Origin of the sequence: Aestuariivivens insulae (assembly GCF_022662195.1) — a bacterium.
GTDB lineage: Bacteria > Bacteroidota > Bacteroidia > Flavobacteriales > Flavobacteriaceae > Aestuariivivens > Aestuariivivens insulae.
This window is the reverse complement of record NZ_JAKMCS010000002.1, coordinates 1-19,692: the sequence shown is the minus strand read 5'-3', so window position 1 is coordinate 19,692 and position 19,692 is coordinate 1. Positions and strand designations below refer to the sequence as shown.

Annotated in this window: 23 protein-coding genes; 10 read left to right on the top strand and 13 right to left on the bottom strand. The window is 34.4% G+C overall.

Annotated features, from left to right (window positions below; genetic code table 11):
* Nucleotides 1-61 precede the first annotated feature (61 nt).
* From MR062_RS02740 to MR062_RS02730, 3 genes are all read right to left on the bottom strand, one after another.
* Nucleotides 62-508, bottom strand: coding sequence for a HEAT repeat domain-containing protein (locus MR062_RS02740; RefSeq protein ID WP_242202550.1), 447 nt, complete (start codon nt 506-508; stop codon nt 62-64).
* Between the two features lie 64 nt (nt 509-572).
* A complete protein-coding gene (gene coaD / locus MR062_RS02735) occupies nt 573-1,028 on the bottom strand; it encodes a pantetheine-phosphate adenylyltransferase (RefSeq protein WP_242202549.1) in 456 nt (151 codons plus the stop codon).
* Nucleotides 1,029-1,203: 175 nt separating this feature from the next.
* Entirely contained in the window at nt 1,204-2,181 is a 978-nt protein-coding gene (locus MR062_RS02730; protein ID WP_242202548.1) for a D-alanine--D-alanine ligase, read from the bottom strand.
* Nucleotides 2,182-2,313: 132 nt separating this feature from the next.
* Here MR062_RS02730 and MR062_RS02725 point away from each other — a divergent pair, with 132 nt between their 5' ends.
* From MR062_RS02725 to MR062_RS02690, 8 genes are all read left to right on the top strand, one after another.
* Nucleotides 2,314-2,868, top strand: a complete 555-nt coding sequence (locus tag MR062_RS02725) for a PASTA domain-containing protein (RefSeq protein ID WP_242202547.1) — start codon at nt 2,314-2,316, stop codon at nt 2,866-2,868.
* 1 nt (nt 2,869) lies between these two features.
* Nucleotides 2,870-3,910: an RluA family pseudouridine synthase gene (locus MR062_RS02720; RefSeq protein WP_242202546.1), complete on the top strand. Its 1,041-nt coding sequence runs from the start codon at nt 2,870-2,872 to the stop codon at nt 3,908-3,910.
* A gap of 163 nt (nt 3,911-4,073) precedes the next feature.
* Nucleotides 4,074-4,736: a VOC family protein gene (locus MR062_RS02715; protein WP_242202545.1), complete on the top strand. Its 663-nt coding sequence runs from the start codon at nt 4,074-4,076 to the stop codon at nt 4,734-4,736.
* Nucleotides 4,737-4,771: 35 nt separating this feature from the next.
* Nucleotides 4,772-5,530 (top strand): peroxide stress protein YaaA, encoded by a 759-nt coding sequence (yaaA, locus tag MR062_RS02710; RefSeq protein ID WP_242202544.1) that lies wholly within the window; start codon nt 4,772-4,774, stop codon nt 5,528-5,530.
* 100 nt (nt 5,531-5,630) lie between these two features.
* Entirely contained in the window at nt 5,631-5,882 is a 252-nt protein-coding gene (locus MR062_RS02705) for a DUF6364 family protein (protein ID WP_242202543.1), read from the top strand.
* Nucleotides 5,883-6,308 carry a type II toxin-antitoxin system VapC family toxin gene (locus MR062_RS02700; RefSeq protein ID WP_242202542.1) on the top strand — a complete coding sequence of 142 codons (426 nt, stop codon included), beginning with the start codon at nt 5,883-5,885 and terminating at the stop codon, nt 6,306-6,308. It abuts the gene before it with no gap.
* Nucleotides 6,309-6,470: 162 nt separating this feature from the next.
* Nucleotides 6,471-6,755 carry a hypothetical protein gene (locus MR062_RS02695; RefSeq protein WP_242202541.1) on the top strand — a complete coding sequence of 95 codons (285 nt, stop codon included), beginning with the start codon at nt 6,471-6,473 and terminating at the stop codon, nt 6,753-6,755.
* A gap of 68 nt (nt 6,756-6,823) precedes the next feature.
* Nucleotides 6,824-7,192 (top strand): hypothetical protein, encoded by a 369-nt coding sequence (locus MR062_RS02690; RefSeq protein WP_242202540.1) that lies wholly within the window; start codon nt 6,824-6,826, stop codon nt 7,190-7,192.
* A gap of 2 nt (nt 7,193-7,194) precedes the next feature.
* On the opposite strand, the gene MR062_RS02685 is transcribed toward MR062_RS02690, so the two are convergent.
* Nucleotides 7,195-7,329 (bottom strand): 30S ribosomal protein THX, encoded by a 135-nt coding sequence (locus MR062_RS02685; RefSeq protein ID WP_242202539.1) that lies wholly within the window; start codon nt 7,327-7,329, stop codon nt 7,195-7,197.
* A gap of 130 nt (nt 7,330-7,459) precedes the next feature.
* Here MR062_RS02685 and MR062_RS02680 point away from each other — a divergent pair, with 130 nt between their 5' ends.
* Nucleotides 7,460-8,176: a uracil-DNA glycosylase family protein gene (locus MR062_RS02680; protein WP_242202538.1), complete on the top strand. Its 717-nt coding sequence runs from the start codon at nt 7,460-7,462 to the stop codon at nt 8,174-8,176.
* Nucleotides 8,177-8,179: 3 nt separating this feature from the next.
* On the opposite strand, the gene ppk2 is transcribed toward MR062_RS02680, so the two are convergent.
* The 9 genes from ppk2 to MR062_RS02635 all read right to left on the bottom strand — a co-directional run bounded on the left by ppk2 (nt 8,180) and on the right by MR062_RS02635 (nt 16,793).
* A complete protein-coding gene (ppk2, locus tag MR062_RS02675) occupies nt 8,180-8,980 on the bottom strand; it encodes a polyphosphate kinase 2 (RefSeq protein ID WP_242202537.1) in 801 nt (266 codons plus the stop codon).
* 364 nt (nt 8,981-9,344) lie between these two features.
* Nucleotides 9,345-9,611, bottom strand: coding sequence for a DUF2004 domain-containing protein (locus MR062_RS02670; protein WP_242202536.1), 267 nt, complete (start codon nt 9,609-9,611; stop codon nt 9,345-9,347).
* Between the two features lie 17 nt (nt 9,612-9,628).
* Nucleotides 9,629-10,252, bottom strand: a complete 624-nt coding sequence (locus MR062_RS02665) for a hypothetical protein (RefSeq protein WP_242202535.1) — start codon at nt 10,250-10,252, stop codon at nt 9,629-9,631.
* A 100-nt stretch (nt 10,253-10,352) separates the two neighbouring features.
* Nucleotides 10,353-10,667, bottom strand: coding sequence for a hypothetical protein (locus MR062_RS02660; protein WP_242202534.1), 315 nt, complete (start codon nt 10,665-10,667; stop codon nt 10,353-10,355).
* Nucleotides 10,668-10,689: 22 nt separating this feature from the next.
* Nucleotides 10,690-11,523 carry a prolipoprotein diacylglyceryl transferase gene (gene lgt / locus MR062_RS02655; protein ID WP_242202533.1) on the bottom strand — a complete coding sequence of 278 codons (834 nt, stop codon included), beginning with the start codon at nt 11,521-11,523 and terminating at the stop codon, nt 10,690-10,692.
* 172 nt (nt 11,524-11,695) lie between these two features.
* On the bottom strand, nt 11,696-12,280 hold the full coding sequence (locus tag MR062_RS02650; RefSeq protein ID WP_242202532.1) for a hypothetical protein: 585 nt from the start codon (nt 12,278-12,280) through the stop codon (nt 11,696-11,698).
* Between the two features lie 130 nt (nt 12,281-12,410).
* On the bottom strand, nt 12,411-13,460 hold the full coding sequence (locus MR062_RS02645) for a nucleoid-associated protein (protein ID WP_242202531.1): 1,050 nt from the start codon (nt 13,458-13,460) through the stop codon (nt 12,411-12,413).
* Nucleotides 13,461-13,716: 256 nt separating this feature from the next.
* Nucleotides 13,717-16,149 carry a ribonuclease HII gene (locus MR062_RS02640; protein WP_242202530.1) on the bottom strand — a complete coding sequence of 811 codons (2,433 nt, stop codon included), beginning with the start codon at nt 16,147-16,149 and terminating at the stop codon, nt 13,717-13,719.
* Between the two features lie 44 nt (nt 16,150-16,193).
* A complete protein-coding gene (locus MR062_RS02635; protein WP_242202529.1) occupies nt 16,194-16,793 on the bottom strand; it encodes a ribonuclease HII in 600 nt (199 codons plus the stop codon).
* Nucleotides 16,794-17,522: 729 nt separating this feature from the next.
* Between MR062_RS02635 and MR062_RS02630 the strand changes: the two genes are divergently transcribed.
* On the top strand, nt 17,523-19,508 hold the full coding sequence (locus MR062_RS02630; RefSeq protein ID WP_242202528.1) for a putative porin: 1,986 nt from the start codon (nt 17,523-17,525) through the stop codon (nt 19,506-19,508).
* The last annotated feature ends 184 nt before the right edge of the window (nt 19,509-19,692 follow it).

Below are 19,692 nucleotides of genomic sequence, written 5' to 3'. Positions count from 1 at the left end.
TGGAAGTTGGAAGTTGGAAGTTGGAAAATTTCACATGACGAACTATTTTCTGATTACATAGTTATCGTATTGGTTTTTTTAATTGTTCCTTTACACGATCAAACGATCTTTTACTGGCACGCTCCCAACGGAAAATTTTGTATTTCTTATTTTTATTAGCATCGAATTTTGCCTTACGTTCACGAATTTGTTTTATCCAGTAGAATCGTTTTTTTATAACTATTTGAATTAGGTTATCCTCAGAACCTATTTTTTCAAGGGCATTCAAAGCAGCTATAGAAACGTTATGGACTTTATCGTTCATAGCTTCTAATAGTACAGGTATAGAGGAAGTATTTCCAACATATTCCAAAGCTTTAGCAGCTAGTTTGCGTGTTTTGTAGTTTCCATGTTTTAAGGCATATTCTAGTTTATCAACCTGTTCGGTATGTGTCCAAAAGGATATAGCACGTATTGAAGGTTGGATAAGCTTCAGTTTAAAAAGCAAATATGTTATATGGTGTAACATGAAGTCTTGAATAAACCATTTGCTTGTTAGTAGGGAATTGACAAGAATCGTTACATTTTGTGGGTTATTTTACACGTACACTTTCAGGAACCAATTTGGTATAGTCGCCATTATTTCTAATCACATCCCGAACAATGGAAGATGCGATATAGGAGGTCTGCGCAGAGGTTAACAGAAATACGGTTTCAATGGGTGCCAAATCGCGATTGGTATGGGCGATGGCTTTTTCAAACTCAAAATCAGCCGGATTGCGTAGGCCGCGTAAAATAAATTCAACCCCGATGCTTTTACAAAAATCAACGGTTAGCCCTTTGTAAGTCATTACTTTTATTCTGGGTTCGTCGGCAAAGGCTTTCTCAATAAAAGCTTGGCGCTCCTCGAGTGAAAACATGTAATTTTTGCTGGCATTAACCCCAATGGCTACTATAATCTCATCAAAAAGAGTGATGCCTCGTTTTATAATATCGTAATGCCCCAATGTTAAGGGGTCGAAAGATCCTGGAAATAGTGCACGTTTCATCTGTTAATATTTATTGTTTTAGTGGTCAGACCTACCTTGCCGGCAGGCAGGTGCGATGCCCAAATTATCATATACTCACGTGTTTATATTTTGAAAATAGGAGTTCGTGAATCTTCGATTTCGGTTGGGTTTGCAACTTATTGTTAATGGGCATTTCATAAATTTAAAATTACAACTATTTTTTTAAAGCTTCTTCAATCGCATTATTAAAGAGCATTTCAAGGCTAATGCCTGCAGCGGCTGCCTGTTGGGGTAAAATGCTTTCTTTAGTGAGTCCAGGAACAGTATTAACTTCCAATAGATGTGGTTCACCATCTTTAAAGATGTATTCACTACGGCTAAATCCAGTCATTTTTAAAATGTCGTAAACTTTTTTAGCAACAGCGTTCACTTTGTCTTCCTGTGTTTGGGTTAGACGGGCAGGGGTGATTTCTTGGGATTTACCTAAATACTTAGCTTCGTAATCAAAAAAATCGTTTTCTGAAACAATTTCTGTTATAGGTAATACTTTAGTTTCGCCCTTGTACTTTATAACGCCAACCGAAACTTCTGTGCCATCTAAAAACGATTCAATAATAATTTCATCGTCTTCTTTAAAGGCAACAGCAATGGCATGTTGCAAGTCTTCTTTTTGAAGCACTTTAGTTATTCCAAAACTACTGCCAGCCTTATTAGCTTTTACAAAACAGGGTAACCCTACTTTATCAATAATGGCATCTTCGTTAACTGTATCACCCAAATTAAGATAGAACGATTCGGCTGTTTTTATACCGTAAGGTTTTAAAATACTCAAACAGTCACGCTTATTAAATGTAACGCTGGCCTGGTACATATTGCAACTGGTTTGTGGGATGTTTAATAAATGAAAATAGGCTTGCATATAACCGTCTTCGCCAGGAGAACCGTGAATGGCATTGAATACACAATCGAAAGTAATTTTATTATGGTCTATCGTAACGGAAAAATCATTTTTATCAATGGGGTGCTCATTGTTGTCTGTATCAACATAAACCCATTTGTCTTTAAAAATATGGATGCGGTAAGCGTTATATTTTGAAGGGGCTAGCGTTTCAAAAACGACATTCCCGCTTTTTAGGGAAATTTGATATTCACTGGAATACCCGCCCATTATAATGGCGATGTTTTTATTCATATAAATTAATTAAAGATCAATCTAAAAACAACAATAAAACGTATGTATTGTTAGTTAAGCTAAAATATCATATAAATTACAAAAGAAAAAACAGTTGTGTTTTTATATCTTTGCTCTCACAAAATTCAGCACATGAGTGTCATAAAATTCCTTTTCAGTAAAACATTTCTAAAACAAATTGCATTAGCTCTTGTAGCTGTTGTAGTGATAATTTTTCTTATACTTCAATGGCTTAAGTCATCGACAAACCATGGAGAATTTGAAACAGTTCCAGACCTAACAGGAAAGTCTATTAGTATGGCCGAAATGGAATTAAAAGACAATCGCTTGGTGATGCAAATTCAGGATTCGGCAAATTATAATCCAGATTATCCTAAGTTTTCGGTTATAGAACAAGACCCAGTGCCTGGTGCTAAGGTTAAGGAAAATAGGAAAATTTATTTAACCTTGAATCCTTCTGGGTATCGTAAAGTTTTAGTACCCAATTTAGAAGATAAAACCTATCGCTTGGCCAAAAGTACTTTAGAAGCCCTAGAGTTTAAAATAGGAAAATTGACCTACGAAGATAATATAGGTAAGGATATTGTTTTAGGATTAAAACACAAAGGAAAGCCAATAAAGCCAGGTGATAAGTTGCCCAAAACATCGGTAATCGATTTGGTACTCGGTAATGGTAATAGACCTTAGTATGGAGGATTACACCCCGCAACTTCCAGATGACGATAACTTGTACGAGCACTATGCTTTTACGGTAGATAAGGGACAAACGCCCCTGCGTATCGATAAGTATTTAATGAATTTTGTTGAAAATGCAACCCGAAATAAAATTCAGGCGGCAGCTAAAAATGGTAGTATTGTAGTAAATGGCACACCTGTAAAGTCCAATTATAAGGTTAAGCCCAATGATACTATACGGGTATTGTTTACCCATCCGCCACATGAAAATTTATTGGTAGGGGAAGATATTCCTATAGATGTGGTTTATGAAGACGAAACCCTTTTAGTGGTTAACAAACCCGCAGGAATGGTTGTGCATCCTGGCCATGGGAATTACTCGGGCACGCTTATTAACGCGTTGATTTATAGGTTTGATAATTTACCCAATAATTCGAGCGAACGTCCAGGATTGGTACATCGAATAGATAAGGATACCAGTGGACTTTTGGTCATTGCCAAAACCGAAAAGGCCATGAATGACCTCTCGTTGCAGTTTGCCGAAAAGACCAGTGAGCGTGAGTATGTCGCGTTGGTATGGGGTAACGTTGAAGCCGAAGAAGGCACCATTGAAGGTAATATAGGCAGGCATCCTAAAAACCGATTGCAGAATACCGTTTTTCTTGGTGATGAAGCCGATAAAGGGAAAACAGCAGTGACACACTACAAAGTTTTGGAACGCTTGGGTTATGTGACTTTAGTGGCCTGTAAATTGGAAACCGGGCGTACCCACCAAATACGGGTTCATATGAAGCACATTGGGCATACCTTATTTAATGATGAGCGTTATGGTGGCGAAAAGATTTTAAAAGGAACTACCTTTACCAAATACAAACAATTTGTAGATAATTGTTTTAAAGTATTGCCAAGGCAGGCACTCCATGCAAAGACCTTGGGTTTTAAACATCCAGAAACAGGAGAGTTCATGCGGTTCGATACACCTATTCCAGACGATATACAACAGTGTATAGACAAGTGGCGTGGCTATGTCAAGCATCAGGATTTGGATGAATAAATAGTTGAAGGTTTTTCTGGGCACAACAACTGTTCAGTGAGACTAATTACACCTTCCTCTACCTGCCTTGATGTCTAATACCAAATAAGAACACTTTATTTAGATATAGAATATTTCATTGTTAGCTTGGACGATATCTCTCAATTTCATTTTATTTTTGGGTATGTTAATAAAGCAAATCATATGGTTTACTAATAACCTACAGCAACAAAAGTATTTTTATAGGGATGTTCTTGATTTTGAACTTGTTTTTAGCTCAGAAGAAAGAATAGACTTTAATGTGGGGAATAGCATCTTGACCTTTCAGTATAAAGAAAGTTTCAATGCTTCCCATATGGCTTTTAATATCCCTTCCAATAAAATTAATGAGGCATTGGAATGGCTTCAAAAGAAGGTGGAAATCTTAACCTGCGAAAATAAATTAATAGCTAATTTTGAAAGTTGGAATGCAGAGGCTGTTTATTTTTATGATGCCGATAAGAATATCATAGAATTTATAGCGCGAAAAGATTTGAATGTAAATACCGAAGATTCGTTTTCTTCAAAAAGCATTTTATCGATTAGCGAAATAGCTATAGCCACAAATAATATAGAAAGCATTTACAATGCGATAACAAAAATGAAACCCATCCCCATTTATAGTGGCGATATGTCTCGATTTTGTGCTTTAGGAAATGAGGAAGGTTTGTTTATTGTTATTAACAAATCTAGGAAAAAATGGTACCCAACCCAAGATGAAGCGTATACTTCCGATTTTATAATTAAGGGAGATTATAACTTTTATTTTAAGGATGGGGAAATAAAAAAAATAAGTATTAACACATAAAATATTGTAGTTTAGTTACTGAAAAAAATATTCATATGAAACTTGTATTGTCACCAGCAAAATCATTGGACTTTGAAAGTCAATTACCAACTAATATCCATACAGAACCTCAGTTTTTAAAACAGACGGAGCGTTTAAATAAAGTCCTTCGTAAAAAATCGGCAAAAAGCCTATCGAAATTAATGAATATTTCAGATGCTTTGGGTCAATTAAATTATGAGCGCAACCAAGCTTGGGAGCTACCATTTACCGCCGATAATGCCAGACCGGCTGTTTATGCCTTTAGTGGTGATGTATACCGAGGGTTAGATGCCTATACAATTCCTACAGATAAGGTAGCGTTGTTGCAAGATAAAGTGCGCATATTATCTGGGTTGTATGGTGTTTTGAAAGCAACCGATTTAATTCAGCCTTATCGTTTGGAAATGGGAACCAAACTGCCCATTGGTAAAAACAAAAACCTCTATGAATTTTGGAAAAAAGATATCACCAAAGCCTTAAATAATGAGCTAGAAGATGGTGAGCTATTTTTGAATCTGGCCAGTAACGAATACTTTAAGGCCATTGATGTAAAAGTCTTAAAAGTACCTGTGGTTACGGCCAATTTTAAAGACTTTAAAAATGGGGAGTACAAAACCATTATGACCTATGCCAAATTGGCCCGTGGCTATATGGCACGCTATATTATAGACTCCAATGCCAATACCTTAGACGATGTTAAAGGTTTTAATTATGAAGGTTATAATTTTAGTGAACCGATGTCTAGCAAGACTGAGTTGGTTTTTATTAGGTAGCTAGTTATAATTGTAATTTGAACATATTGTACGTGTTTGTTTGTTTTGATTAACACGTGTTTTTGGGCTTTTTTTGTACCTTTGTATAAAATGGAGTATTATGAACACAAAGTTGACATTAACAATAGAGAAAGAAATAATTGAAAGGGCTAAACAATATGCTAAAGAAAAAGGGCGTAGTTTATCTGATATTATTGAAAACTATCTTAAGCTATTGACAAAAGAAGAGTCGACAGAGCATAAAAACACCTTAAATCCCATTGTGAAATCTTTAAAAGGTTCTTTTAAAACATCTATAGAAATAGACTATAAAGAAGAATTAGAAAAAAGATTGGGAGAAAAATATTTATAAATGGATAAGATATTGATAGATACAGATGTCATCTTAGACTTTTTCTTTGATCGAGAACCTTTTTCTGAATATGCGGCACAAGTTTTAAACCTATGCGAAGCACAAAAAATAATTGGATTTACTACCCCAGTAATAATTTCGAATGTATATTATTTGTTAAGAAAAATAGGAAAACATGAAATAATTGTTGAGAAGCTAAAGCAACTTTTGTCCATAGTTGATATCGTAGAGGTAGGGAAAACTTCTGTTTTAAATGCTTTAGATTCTAAATTCAAAGATTTTGAGGATGCTTTACAAAATTATTCGGCAATAGAGCATGGGGAGATAAAAGTAATCTTAACCAGAAATATAAAAGATTATAAAAGAAGCACATTAGCAGTATTGACACCTGAAACATATTTAAAAGGAAAGGTTGGAGGCTGGTAAGGTTGATGATATTGGTTTTGTGTTTGTTTTTAATGATATTTTAATGCCAATACAATTACGTTAAATGCATCAACAAAAGAAATGAACAAAATAGAATTCCAAACTTTTAAGAATTTTCTTTAGATTTACAACTTCAGATATTTAAAATTTGAAGGTAATTTTATGTATTGGTATTTAATTATTGCACTCCAAGCCTATTGCTTGTATCACTTTTATAAGCACAGAACCAATTATTACTGGGTTTTTCTAATCTTGTTTTTTCCGCTTATTGGTTGTATTATTTATATCATTCTTAAAGTATATAACAGGCAGGATGCCGAAAAAATTTCAAACGAAATCACCCATATCATAAACCCCACCAAAAAGATAACCGATCTGGAAAAGCGATTACAATTTTCGGAATCATATCAAAATAGAATTAATTTAGCTGGGCCTATCTGGAAATAAAAGATTATGATAATGCACTTCCACATTATCTAGAGGCTTTAAACGACAGTACCCAAAACGATTTTTATGTGGTTAGTAAACTGGTTGAGGTTTACTTTTTGGTTGAAGCATACGATAAAGTTGTTGATTATGGAAACAGAATCTTAAACCATAGTGAATTTAAGAAGTCACGAACCCAATTTATATATGGTCTGGCCTTGGAGAAGTTGGGTGATTTCGAGAAGGCCGAAGACAATTTAAGACAAATAGATATTAGGTACTCCTTTTATGAAGAACGATTGATTTTGGCAAAGTTTTTAATGAGCAGGCATAAAACAGATGATGCTAAAGAGATTTTGGATGAGCTTCAAAAAGAATCACAACATATGACCAAATTTAATAAACGCCAATACAGACCAACCATTTTGGAAGCAGAAAAACTATTATTGGAATTATAAAGTTATTTTGCTTCGGCTTTGGAGCCTACACTAATTTTTGTTTCTACCGATGGCTTTTTCTTTATTCTTGGACGCCTAACCCCAAAAGTACCTCGATGGATTTTCCCGCGTTTGGTTTTTTTATCTCCTTTTCCCATAAATTTATTCCCGCGAAAGTGGGAATCTCATTTTATTAAACTTAGCTTTGAATATACAAAATTTTTAAGTTTTCAACAAATCATGCCCAAACAGCTGATTTTGGCATCTCTAAGGAAATGACGATTTATAATGTTCAAACACCAACATCCATACCCACCATTTATTCATAACGATACCCAAAAACTTATTGTGGGTACACTGCCGCCACCGCGGTTTTCTACAGGAGACCTTTTAGAAAAGGATGTTAATTTTTGCTATGGCAGTTATTACAATTCCTTATGGCTCTATATAGATGCAATACACCATTTAAACTTGCGTTACGATAATTCCCAAGAGGCCATAGACCAGCGCAAACAGTTTTTAATGAAGCATAACATAGGGGTTTGCGATATTGTGGAAAGTTGTATGCGTGAAAAAATAGATGCTTCCGATTTGGGGATGCAGCAGGTTATTTTACGAAATGTAATAGGTTATTTAAAGCAGTGCCCAACTATTAATACCATTTTGTTTACGGGGGGCAATAGCAAAAATGGTCCGGAATATTTTTTTAGAAAGCATATTAAGCAGCATCATATAAAGTTGGAATTGGTTTCTAACGACATTCCTAGAATTCATCAATTTGTTATGCCCAGCTTAGGCGAGGCATCACATAAGGAGAGTAAGTCTCAATCGCAGGGCCCATTGCTAAATAACCAGCGTACCATAAAAACAGTATCCTTAACCTCTTCTTCGGGAAGTGCCAATAGAGCCATAGGGAGTATTCCGTTATACAAACAGCTTAAAGCCAAAAACCCAAATTTCAATACCTTCGATTTTCGGGTCATGCAGTATCAGGAGTTTTTTTAACATTTAATACTTCTCCGGAATAAAGGTTTGATAGTCTATAGGTGGGCGTACATAAGCTTTGTTGTCGGGTAAATCGGGTAGTTCTATGGGCTCTATTTTCGTTTTTTTATAAGGTATTTGGTCTAGAACATGGCTTATACAGTTTAAGCGCGCCTTTTTCTTATTGTCTGAATTAACCACGTACCACGGCACTTGCTTGGTATCAGTATGAGCAAACATGGCATCCTTGGCTTTAGAATATTCTAACCATTTAGAGCGCGACTCCAAATCCATAAGACTAAATTTCCAACGCTTTAAAGGATTTTTAATACGGTTTTTAAAACGTTTTTCCTGTTCTTCATCGCTTACCGAAAACCAATATTTTAAAAGAATAATGCCCGACCGTACCAACATGCGCTCAAACTCTGGACAGGAGCGTAAAAATTCTCGGTACTCTTCATCGGTGCAGAAACCCATGACCTTTTCAACACCGGCCCTATTGTACCAACTCCGGTCGAACAGTACAATTTGGCCCGCATGGGGTAAGTGCTCTACATAACGTTGAAAATACCATTGTGTTCTTTCTTTTTCTGTGGGGATGCCAAGGGCCACCACTTTACAGACACGCGGATTTAAGGGTTCGGTAAAGCGTTTAATAGTGCCGCCTTTTCCCGAGGCATCGCGGCCTTCAAAAAGAATAACCACTTTTAGCCCTTGTTGCTTTACCCATTCCTGTAGGTGTACCAATTCTATATGTAGTTTAGCTAGTTCTTTATCGTAATCGAAAGGTTTGGTTTTGGGACTATTGTTGTTTAATGGCTTCATGTCTACCAAGTTAATAAAAAAACAAATAGGGTAAATGCCTAAATTTTATTGTAAAATAGAATTTAGCGGGTTATAGCCCTATAATTATTTAAGTGTAGCTTTTCTTAAAAAATATAATAAAAAACTTTTTTGTTATAAAGAAATTGCCTATATTTATGTAGTAAATTGCGACTTAAAAATATTTTTGAGAGACTAAGCTATAATCAATAAAATTATTTTTATTGAGGCGATTTATTAGGGTTAGTATGTTTTTAGTACTAACCCTACTTTATTGAGCTTTTTTAGTGGGTGAAAAATGCCCTTGGAATGGGCATTTTTTTTGTCTTTTTATTAAGTTTAGAGGGCTAGTGCTAGGTAAAGTATTTTAACTTTCAGTATAAATGTCAACAAATTTACCATTACTGTCAAATTGAAAAATAATAAGATATTGTGTTAAATCTTCACTAATTGTATAATCGAAAATAGCTAAACTATCCCATTCTTCTGGATAAAACCCTATTCGCTTTAAATGGATTTTATTCAGAAATTTTTGTTTTTTTTCTTCGGGACTGTCGTTTGTTTCAATTCCGATAGATTTTAGTTCTTCATCACTAAATTCTTCTATGTGGTGTTCAATATAGTCTTTAACCATATTATTTGTTAGCAGCTTTACTTTTTGTGTTCTAGTTCAAATATTTGATCAGACTCTAATTCAGTCTTAAGTAAATCAGTTATCTCGTAATCACCTTGTCCATTTATTTTAACCTTACCACTATCTATTGATTCCAAAACCTTTGCTGCAATAGGTTTTAATTGTTCGTGATAATATTCAAACTCATCTTGGTGCTTTTTATATTCTATTTGCCACTTTTTACCATAATTAGTTTTCAAATAACCTTGGTCCATCCAATAAAAGTTATTCATACCTAAATTTTGCAAGAATTTAAATCCTTTCACAATTTCTCCTTGACTATTGTATGCATCGCAAGTCAAGCAGTAAAATTCGTCTAACAGGTTCTTTATATGATCAGGATTCTCAATAAAGTCTATTAACAGTTCTCGAATTTTCCAAGTAAGAAAGTCTGCTATAGTTACAATGGAATCAAAAAGAAACTCAATCAAACTATTATGAGAGTTGTTATCCTTAAAGTCGAATCCGATTAATCTCAAATAGTTTTCACTTCCAATCTGACTATCCAAGTCATCATGCGAATAAATCATTTTTTCAAAATCCTTTAATGGATATTCTCCATTAATAAATCTATATAATTCTATTTTGTAGTTATCTCTCATTAACGTTATCGTATAAGAATATTAGCGGGTTTAAATACGAGAGTTTTCCGAAGAAAATCAGAAGTAATGAACATACAAACACAGTGTTGTAAAATCTTTTTTAAAAAATAGCATTAGCTATGTCAATTACATTTGAAATAATTGCAGCTAAAAAGAAAGTTACAATTAGTCCATTTATTATTAGAGCAACAAAGAATTTTAAGGATTTTTTCTCCTTTCGACCTTTAATCAATTGTATTGTACCAAATACTCCAAATATTGATGCGATTAAAACAGGTAGGCCAACAAATAACCCAGAACTTGCATACTCAGTACCTCTGGCCAATAGGACAGCGATTATCGCCATTAAAATTAAACCACAGGTAACTAAACTGTTTTTGAAGGATTTATTGGTATAATATTTTGGATGATCCATATTAAGGCCTTTGGTTAATGTTTTATCCACCGTGTTGTACACTGGACTTTTTTCGAACAAATATTAAAAGCAGTCCGATAATTATAAATGGAATGCTCAATACCTGTCCCATATTAATGGTCATACTGTTTTCAAATCCCACTTGATTTTCTTTAAAAAACTCGATTAAAAATCTAGCTATAAATACAAGAACCAAACACCCGCCGAAAATCAGTCCGTTAGGTGTTTTTTCACGTTTCTTTCTATAGACATACATTAATATGCCAAATATTAGAAGATATGAAAACCCTTCGTAAAGTTGGGTAGGGTGTCTTGGTATTAAATCATCTTTTTGAAAAATCACGCCCCAATTTCCATTGGTCGCTTTTCCATATATTTCAGAGTTCATAAAATTACCGAACCTTATAAAAGCTGCGACTATTGGTCCAACGATAGCAATTCTGTCCAAAAGCCATAAAAAATTTGTTTTATACTTTTTGCAATAAAGTCCAAGTGCAATTAGAACTCCAAGTGTTCCTCCATGACTTGCCAATCCTTGAAATCCGATAAACTTATAAGATTCCCCCACTTTTTTAATGGGTAATAAAATTTCGATTGGATTTTGGAAATAATAGGCAGGTTCGTAGAAGAAACAATGTCCAAGTCTAGCCCCTAAAACTACTCCAAGAATAACATAGATTAATAGTTTGTCCAATCTCTCAATGGGGATATGTTCTTTTATATAAATTCTTTTTTCAACTTGAAAAGCTATAAGAATACCTATCATAAATAACAAGCCATAATATTTTAAGGGAAAAGAGTCTGTTATCCAAATTATTTCAGGGTCAACATTCCAATTTATTATTCCATCACTCATTTTTTGTAGTGTATTATTTCAGCCTTGTGTACAACGGTATCTTATAATTGATCGTAAGTTATGGGTTTTAAAGTTGCTGTTTTTTGATTAAAACTGACGTTCGCAATTCGGAGTGCATCCAGACGTAGTCGAATCCGCCGAAATTGCGGTTATACATCTTTGTAAGCAAACGTTATTTTGTTTCGACTTTAGGTAATTCAATCTCTCCAACTTTTTTTACAAGGTCTTTTTTAGTTGTCTTAATTGTATTCAAAAATTCATTCTTTTCTTTTTCATTTGATACATAATTTCGGTATGAGTAAGAATATAGAACTAAATAATTTCCTGATTCATTTTCCTCATTTATGTATCTATAAATATTCCATTCATAAATGCTTCCATTACTTAAAATAAATTCAAGAATTATTTCTTTTCCATTCTCAAATTTCTCGTAACTCACAATTGGATTCCTTTTTTTCCAATTTTCTAACTCATTAATTTTTCCAGTTGCCACATTTACTGCTGGAATATCTCCTTTTACAGCTTCTACCATTAGCATTTTTTCATATTTCGGTAACTTGTCATTTTCCCTTAAATACTCTTGCTTATAATACTCATTTGAAGGATGAGAACTCCATTTCAGTTCATACTCTTCACCATTAAATTTAATTTTTCTCCCTACTGATAAATATTCAGTTGGTTCAGATTGAGCTTTTACTGTTGAGATAAATAATAAACTTAAAAATCCAATTGTAAAAAATCTGTAAATGTTTTTCATTCTTTTGCTGTTTGTTTAATGTGTGCCTAACCAAGAAATAAAAACAATCGCATTTATTCCCATATACAACTGTAAACATAAGTAATATTCTTACAGAAAACAATAGCTTTAAAAAATCCTATAGTATTATCTAGGCTTCGGCATTAAAGAACACCTTGTAGTAATGCATTTTTTTCTCATCGTCGTAGCCGCGTTCCAAGTATTCGGTAGAAGCATCGGGGGCATCGATATCGAGTTTAATCTGTATATGGGTGTCTAATTTAATATCGGTTTTAATCTTTCTCTTTTCTTTGTTCACTACAGATTCTGCGACATCAAACTGATTCCTGATAAGTAAATTTTGCTCGCCTTCAAACTCTTTTTTATAGTCATCGAACTGTCTTTTGTGCTTGTCCTCTTCAAACAATTCATCTTTAAAACGCTCTATGTTTACCACTTCATTTTCCTTAAAGAAATCTATGGTTTTGGCTAAAAAGCTATTCTGTTCCTGGGCGCCGTAACTGGTTTTAATAATCTCATTAGAGAATTCTTTGCATAATGAGATGTACTGTTGGGTGTGGTTGTTGGCGTCGTCGGCGTATTTAATGTTCAAGAACTGGTTAAGCCAGTATTGGGTATCGTAATTATTATGGTCTACGCTTAATACAATAGGGCCTTCAGTATCGCTCTGGTTTAAAATAAGACAGCCCTTATCTACTTTTTTAGAGCTGATTCCTTTTTGTACCAACACATCGTAGCTGTTATTTTCTAAATAGGTCTGGAAGAATTTAACCTTATTTTCAATCTTAAAAATACCCAGGGCATTGGTGGTCATCTCACCAAATTCAATACCTTCAAACAATACAACCAATACATCGCCAGTTTTTATTTGGGCCGAAGTAGATTGCTCGTAAAGGTGCGTAACAATATGTTTGGAAACCTCTATAAAGGCAGCTTCATCATCAAATATTTGGGAGGCGTAGGTGTTAATTTCGTTAAGTGCAATGTTGGCGTGGTGGTTAAATCGGTAGCTCTGTACAACGCTGCCAAAAGGCCTAAGCAAAAACGGTAGCATGAGATCGTAACTGGCTTCATCGAAATCGACTAGCTTTTCAGAAAAGGCATTTTTAGTGTCGTTAAATTTATTACCGACTTTATGTATAATGAATTTTGAAATGGAAGCATTTTTTCTGGAAATCATAGATTGGTTTTTTTAAGAATGCAATACTATTAAATAATTACAAATTGCACTAAAAAAAGAGCGCCAAAACAAATGCTTTGACGCCCCTAGATTTGAGGACTTGGTATTTTCGTTATGTGCAGTCTATATACACAAAATTTTAATGGGCTAGCCAGATGGTCTTGAAAGGTGTTGTAATTGATTGATTAATAGCTGGTTTAAATATATGAATTACTTTGTGATATGCAAAAGTGAAGTCGTTATATTTTTACGAAGCTTAATTTATTTGATATAAAATAACGTTATTATTATCGCCTTTGGTTACAAACTCCAGGTTTCTGTCCCTATCAATATTATCTAAATCTATTAAAGAATTACCGTAAACTGGAAAATTGGGCAGTGTTTCTGTTTGACTATCGAAAAGATAAACTTTTTGGGTCTGTAAATCGGTTAGGGTGACATAAATTTTATCATTAATGTAGAATAGTTTTGGTGGTAAATAATTGCCATAATCCAGTTCTTTGGTTTTAGACCTAATGGTAAGATTATTGTCGCTTTGCGTAACCAAGGTTTTTGAAGAGGCAAAAATATGGTGGTTTACCAAAAGATTTAAATCTTGAATAGCCGTATTGCCCCTGGTATCTATGGTTATAAGTTTGCCATCTGCAGATGTGGTGGTGAATTTACCTTTGTACAAATACAAGGCTTCGGTAGAGTAGGAGGTAGTTGTTTTTGGCGTCACTCTATTTCTACCGGTGCGATCTAAAATATAGAGTTTGCTTTTGGTTTTAACGGTTAGGTAATCTTTACTGCCAATTCTAAAATGTTGTGGTTGGTAAATCACAGCATCATTGGTGTTCTTAAAGGTAAACCCAGAAACAGGTTTTGCCTGTTTGTCGTACATTAAAAGGTTCTTGCCTTGGGTGACCAGCAAACGATAGTTTTTATTTCTGTCGTAGTCAAATATCGAAAGTGGTTGGGTAATCTCATCATTAAATTTACCGGGGAAAGGAGCGACATCTTTACCATTTCTATCGATCACATAAAGTCTATGGGGGGTAGCAAAAACTAATTGTAATCGGCCATTTTTGTATATGTCTATCTGCTCAATAGCACCTAATACGGGGCCATGTAGTTGCTTTTTCCAAAGGATCTTGCCTTGGTTGGAAATTAAATATAAGTTGTTTTTAACATCCTGTACTACAATTTCCTTGGCTCTGGTTATATGGTTGGTTACAAATTGGGGACTGTTAAGCAAATCGTTATCCAGTTTAATGCTAAATTCTTCGGTAACAGATTGCTCTATAGCCTTGGCCTTACTTTTACCAATAATACCATTAACATGTGCAAAATTGGAGTCGTAAACAAATTGAAGGGCCGCTATTTTATAATCGTTCAAACTAAAGTTTAAGGTTTCTGCAATGTTTTTGGAAACCATATTCTTAAGGGTGGCACCGTTGGCAACCATAATTAAAGTAGAAGCACTGCTTAAATGTTCTTGGGCATCCTTAAAAGCGGCATACTCACTAATAGTCGTTTTGTTTTGGTAGTTGGCAATGATGTTTTGGAGCATGTCCAGATTATCTGAAAACACGAAATAAGAATCCAATACACAATAGTTGCTAAAGTTACTGTGGGTAATTAAAGGTTGAAACGTATTGGAAAACAAATTAGGTTTACTAAAATTAAAAATGTCAACCTGCCTGTAAGTATCTTCTTTGGTTTGTTCGCCCAGAAGCGCATCGTTTGTAGCTATAACATCAAGGGAGTTTAAAACTACAGCTTGGTTTTGGCCTTCATAAATAACACCAACTTCAATAATATTGTCAAATAAAAGGCTTGGATTGGCAATAGAATCTTTTGTGTTGAATTGTGCCAGGTTATCCTTAAACGTTTTAAAATCGTTAAAGGTAAAGCTCATATAGCCATCACTATTAGAAGGCGTAATATTTTGAATTTGATTTTCCTGCGGAATGTTGTGCTTAAAACTGTTGATTAAACTTTTGATGGAATCGGTGGCTTTGGCAATACCGCTAAACACAATTTTATTTTGATTGATATCGGCATCCAAGGCCAGATAATTAGTAAACTTATGATAAGGCAGGGAATCGTTAACAAACAATGATTTAACAAACGGATTGCTTGATTTTAGTATGATGGACAGGGTTTTGTCGGCATTTGTTGTGCGATAGATTTTTTCTAATGTATTGTTTGGGGCTGCTTTTTGGTGTGCACTTTCAATAACGGTTTTAGAAGTCGACGCTATAAATACACTGTCAACAACAGTGCTGTAAAGAACTTGCCTGTGCAATGTTGATTTAATAATGGCTTTTCCCTTATAATTTAAAGATTCTTCAATGTAGTCTTGAAGGGAGTCCCTAACAAATAAGTTTTTATGGTATTTGGTTACCATAGAGAACTCTAAACTGTCTTGCTGGTCTTTGCCCAGTCCCAAAAGGAGTTTGCCGTTAGGTTTTAGCAACTCACAAAATTGAAGCTTAGAAGCTAAAGTATTGTAAGCCGTTGCTTTAGAAAAATGGTTTAAAAAATCGTTATTGGAAATACTGCTCTTTAAGCTTTCAAAGGCATTGGCTCCAATAATTACCGAAGCGCTTTCTGGAATATAATGGATGAGTTTTGTGCGGTTTGTTTTGGTGTTGGAACAGCTTAAAATAATAGTTGTGATAAGGGCAAAACAAAAAAATCTCATAAATAAAATTGATTTCTACAAAAGTACATGAATTTTTAACGGATTTAAAATTCTAACTTTAATTGTTCGGGCAGTAACCTAAAGGATTTCCGGTGGTATTTGGTAATGCCATACTTTTTTATGGCTTCGCGGTGTTCCTTGGTAGGGTAACCTTTGTTTTTCTTCCAATTGTACATGGGAAACTCTTCATGAATGGTATCCATATATAGGTCCCTATAGGTTTTGGCCAAAACCGAAGCGGCCGCAATACTTAAAAATTTGGCATCTCCCTTAACAACGGTCTCATGGCTAATATTGAGGTAAGGTTTAAACTTGTTGCCGTCAACGATGATGAATTCTGGAATGGGCTGTAATTGCTCTATGGCCTTGTGCATACCAAGAATAGACGCATTTAAAATATTGATACTATCAATTTCTTCTTCAAAAATGTGGCTAACCCCAAAACTTAAGGCCTCTTGTTCAATAATGGGCTTTAAAAGAAACCGTTTGGTTTCCGAGAGCTGTTTGGAGTCGTTTAAAATGTTGTTGTTGAAGTGCTTGGGCAATATCACGGCAGCGGCAGTAACGGGACCTGCCAAACAGCCCCTGCCGGCTTCATCCGTACCACACTCTAAGGCGTTGCCAGAATAGTTTGGTAATAGCATATTATTTAATTAGCTATCAAAAATACGTGAATTTTTTCATTCAAAAATAATGATAAAAGCAAGTGGTCTACTTGATTGGGAAGTAATTAAATAAATTTTTAAAACATAAAAATCCATATTTTATTTATGAACATAAGTATTATGCGCACATATAAAATATTCATACTTAGATTATTAATTATTTAACACAAGTCTATTTTTGTTTGAATTTATTCAAAAAAGACACTTTATTTTATCAAATACATAATAGTTAACTTTTCATTTGTAGTATTTTTTTTGATTTTTTTTTGGATATTTAAGATAATATTTAGATGTTTGTAACTGACTAACTCAAATTAAATATTCGAATTGTCATCTTTTAGGAGGTGATAAATAAAAGAAAGCCGATAAAAACTTATCGGCTTTCTTTGTGAAATAACCTTGCCTTTTTTGTTTTTAACCAAAAATGAGTCGGAATTTATTCAGGTAAGACGTTTTTTGAAAGCCCTAGTATCGCTACGAATAAAAAAGAGTAACGGAATATGAACGAATTTGATCCATTTTTAAGGAAATAAAAAAAGTCAAGACAAGTTCTATAAAAATAATTCATGTCATTTATCGTTCAAATAATTACATTTGTTGCGAAAAATTATAAGATTATACCTTTAATAGGTGTTTTCAAAAAAAGCTCCAAAACATAGATATGTTCAATACAGACATTAATTCTCGAATGCAAACACCAATTACAGAATGAGAAGAATAATTTTAATTGGCATTTTGTCGTGTTTGCTCAATACCGTTAATGCTCAAGACAGGCGATTAAGGCCAGAAGTTGGTCCAGATAACTTTAATAGAAACGATACCCTTAGTGCAGCACAACGAAAAAGTACAGGTATAAAGAACATTAAAAATAATGATGCTAAGATTGAAGACTACCTGATCATTTCACATTTAAATGATACAACTTATGTCGATACGACCTTAACCATTCAAAAAGAATATAAGTTTAACTACCTTAGAAGGGACAATTTTGGGCTAATGCCTTTTGCAAATTTAGGACAAACCTATAATAGCCTTACACAAAACTTTCAAAGTATAGATTTAATGCCCCGTTTTGGAGCTCGTGCCAGGCATTTTAATTATATGGAGGTAGAGGACATTAATTATTATAGAGTGCCCACACCACTAACAGAGTTGTTTTTTAAAACGGCCTTTGAGCAGGGGCAGTTAGCCGATTCGTTCTTTACAGTAAATACATCACCACAGTTTAACTTTTCTGTAGCCTATAAAGGATTGAGGTCCTTGGGGCATTACCAACATCAGTTAACCAGTACGGGTAATTTTAGGTTTACCACAAATTATTCAACTAAAAACAAACAATATCAATTTAGGGCGCATATTGTCACACAAGACTTGCTCAACCAAGAGAATGGAGGTTTACAAGATGATATGATCGATAACTTTGAGAAAGGCGTGCCAGAATTTATAGACCGTTCGCTTTTAGAAGTAAATTTTGAAAATGCCGAAAGCGTTTTAAAAGGAAAACGGTTCCATGTAGACCATGTCTATAATATAATACGTAAAAAAGATTCTTTATCTAAGAACAAGCTTAGCATTGGTCATATCATGTCGTTTAAAGATAAGTTCTATGAGTATAACCAATCATCGGCAGCAACAGGTATTTTTGGAGTGGCCTCGTCCAGCTCAGGCCTAAAGGATAAAGTGACCTTAGAAAATTTCTATAATCAATTGCACTTAGACTTTAGCAACGATATATTAGGGGATTTACAATTTAACCTAAGCCATAATAATTATAACTATGGCTATAACTCCCTATTTCGAGATGAAATAAACAATATCAACATTACCAATAGATTGAAGGGAGATATACTTTCGGCAGGAGGAATGTATCGCAAGCAATTTAAAAAGTTTGAATTGCAAGGAGAAATGGGCTTAAATGTTTCGGGCGACTTTGATGGTAATTTTTTAAAAGCACATGCAACGTTTAAATTAAGTGACGATATTTTTGCAAAAGCCTCTATTAACCATAACTCTAAGGCACCAAATTATAATGCATTGTTATATCAAAGTCGGTATAATGAATATAACTGGCAAAACCATTTTAATAATATCGAAAGCCAACAATTGGCATTTCAGTTAAAGTATAAACAGCTAGCAAATGTTACTGTTGATTTTAATACCATAAACGACTATGTGTATTTTAAAAAAGCAGTAGAGACAGACGGATCGGTTGGCCAAGTAAAACCATTTCAAAATAATAGTACTATAACCTACCTTAGGCTTAAACTGGAAAACGAAATAAAAGTAGGGAAGTTTGCACTTAACAATACGGTAATGTACCAAAACGCACAGGATGATAACAGTACATTAAATGTTCCGGCATTAATTACACGTAATACATTATATTTCTCCAGTAACGTATTTAAAAAGGCCATGTATTTACAAACAGGGCTAACATTAAATTACTTTACCAAATATCATATGAATGCCTATAGCCCATTGTTGGCAGAATTTTATGTACAAGACGATAAAGAATATGGAGGCTTCCCAAGACTCGATTTTTTTCTAAATGCCAAAATCCGTCAAACAAGAATTTATTTAAAGGCCGAGCATTTTAATGCACCAGTTACGGGATACAATTATTATGCAGCACCAAATTACCCCTACAGAGACTTTATAGTACGCTTTGGTGTAGTTTGGAATTTCTTTTTATAAGATTAAGTTGGCGTGCCCTAATAGGGCCGGGCTTTCACTACTCGCTGCCAAGTGTCTTGGCGAGCTCAGGCATGCCGTTCAATCCCTCACGCGGGGTCAGCGCCGGGGTGGGGGCGCAGTAACGGATTGGTTTTGCGTTCCAAGGGACATTATATATATAGTACAGGGAAGGGCGGCAGGGCCA

Excerpts from the sequence above, each read along its gene's own strand:
- MR062_RS02740 (WP_242202550.1), bottom strand. The coding sequence starts at position 508 with ATGTTACACCATATAACATATTTGCTTTTTAAACTGAAGCTTATCCAA.
- coaD (WP_242202549.1), bottom strand. The coding sequence starts at position 1,028 with ATGAAACGTGCACTATTTCCAGGATCTTTCGACCCCTTAACATTGGGG.
- MR062_RS02730 (WP_242202548.1), bottom strand. The coding sequence starts at position 2,181 with ATGAATAAAAACATCGCCATTATAATGGGCGGGTATTCCAGTGAATAT.
- MR062_RS02725 (WP_242202547.1), top strand. The coding sequence starts at position 2,314 with ATGAGTGTCATAAAATTCCTTTTCAGTAAAACATTTCTAAAACAAATT.
- MR062_RS02720 (WP_242202546.1), top strand. The coding sequence starts at position 2,870 with ATGGAGGATTACACCCCGCAACTTCCAGATGACGATAACTTGTACGAG.
- MR062_RS02715 (WP_242202545.1), top strand. The coding sequence starts at position 4,074 with ATGTTAATAAAGCAAATCATATGGTTTACTAATAACCTACAGCAACAA.
- yaaA (WP_242202544.1), top strand. The coding sequence starts at position 4,772 with ATGAAACTTGTATTGTCACCAGCAAAATCATTGGACTTTGAAAGTCAA.
- MR062_RS02705 (WP_242202543.1), top strand. The coding sequence starts at position 5,631 with ATGAACACAAAGTTGACATTAACAATAGAGAAAGAAATAATTGAAAGG.
- MR062_RS02700 (WP_242202542.1), top strand. The coding sequence starts at position 5,883 with ATGGATAAGATATTGATAGATACAGATGTCATCTTAGACTTTTTCTTT.
- MR062_RS02695 (WP_242202541.1), top strand. The coding sequence starts at position 6,471 with ATGTATTGGTATTTAATTATTGCACTCCAAGCCTATTGCTTGTATCAC.
- MR062_RS02685 (WP_242202539.1), bottom strand. The coding sequence starts at position 7,329 with ATGGGAAAAGGAGATAAAAAAACCAAACGCGGGAAAATCCATCGAGGT.
- MR062_RS02680 (WP_242202538.1), top strand. The coding sequence starts at position 7,460 with ATGTTCAAACACCAACATCCATACCCACCATTTATTCATAACGATACC.
- ppk2 (WP_242202537.1), bottom strand. The coding sequence starts at position 8,980 with ATGAAGCCATTAAACAACAATAGTCCCAAAACCAAACCTTTCGATTAC.
- MR062_RS02670 (WP_242202536.1), bottom strand. The coding sequence starts at position 9,611 with ATGGTTAAAGACTATATTGAACACCACATAGAAGAATTTAGTGATGAA.
- MR062_RS02665 (WP_242202535.1), bottom strand. The coding sequence starts at position 10,252 with ATGAGAGATAACTACAAAATAGAATTATATAGATTTATTAATGGAGAA.
- MR062_RS02660 (WP_242202534.1), bottom strand. The coding sequence starts at position 10,667 with ATGGATCATCCAAAATATTATACCAATAAATCCTTCAAAAACAGTTTA.
- lgt (WP_242202533.1), bottom strand. The coding sequence starts at position 11,523 with ATGAGTGATGGAATAATAAATTGGAATGTTGACCCTGAAATAATTTGG.
- MR062_RS02650 (WP_242202532.1), bottom strand. The coding sequence starts at position 12,280 with ATGAAAAACATTTACAGATTTTTTACAATTGGATTTTTAAGTTTATTA.
- MR062_RS02645 (WP_242202531.1), bottom strand. The coding sequence starts at position 13,460 with ATGATTTCCAGAAAAAATGCTTCCATTTCAAAATTCATTATACATAAA.
- MR062_RS02640 (WP_242202530.1), bottom strand. The coding sequence starts at position 16,149 with ATGAGATTTTTTTGTTTTGCCCTTATCACAACTATTATTTTAAGCTGT.
- MR062_RS02635 (WP_242202529.1), bottom strand. The coding sequence starts at position 16,793 with ATGCTATTACCAAACTATTCTGGCAACGCCTTAGAGTGTGGTACGGAT.
- MR062_RS02630 (WP_242202528.1), top strand. The coding sequence starts at position 17,523 with ATGAGAAGAATAATTTTAATTGGCATTTTGTCGTGTTTGCTCAATACC.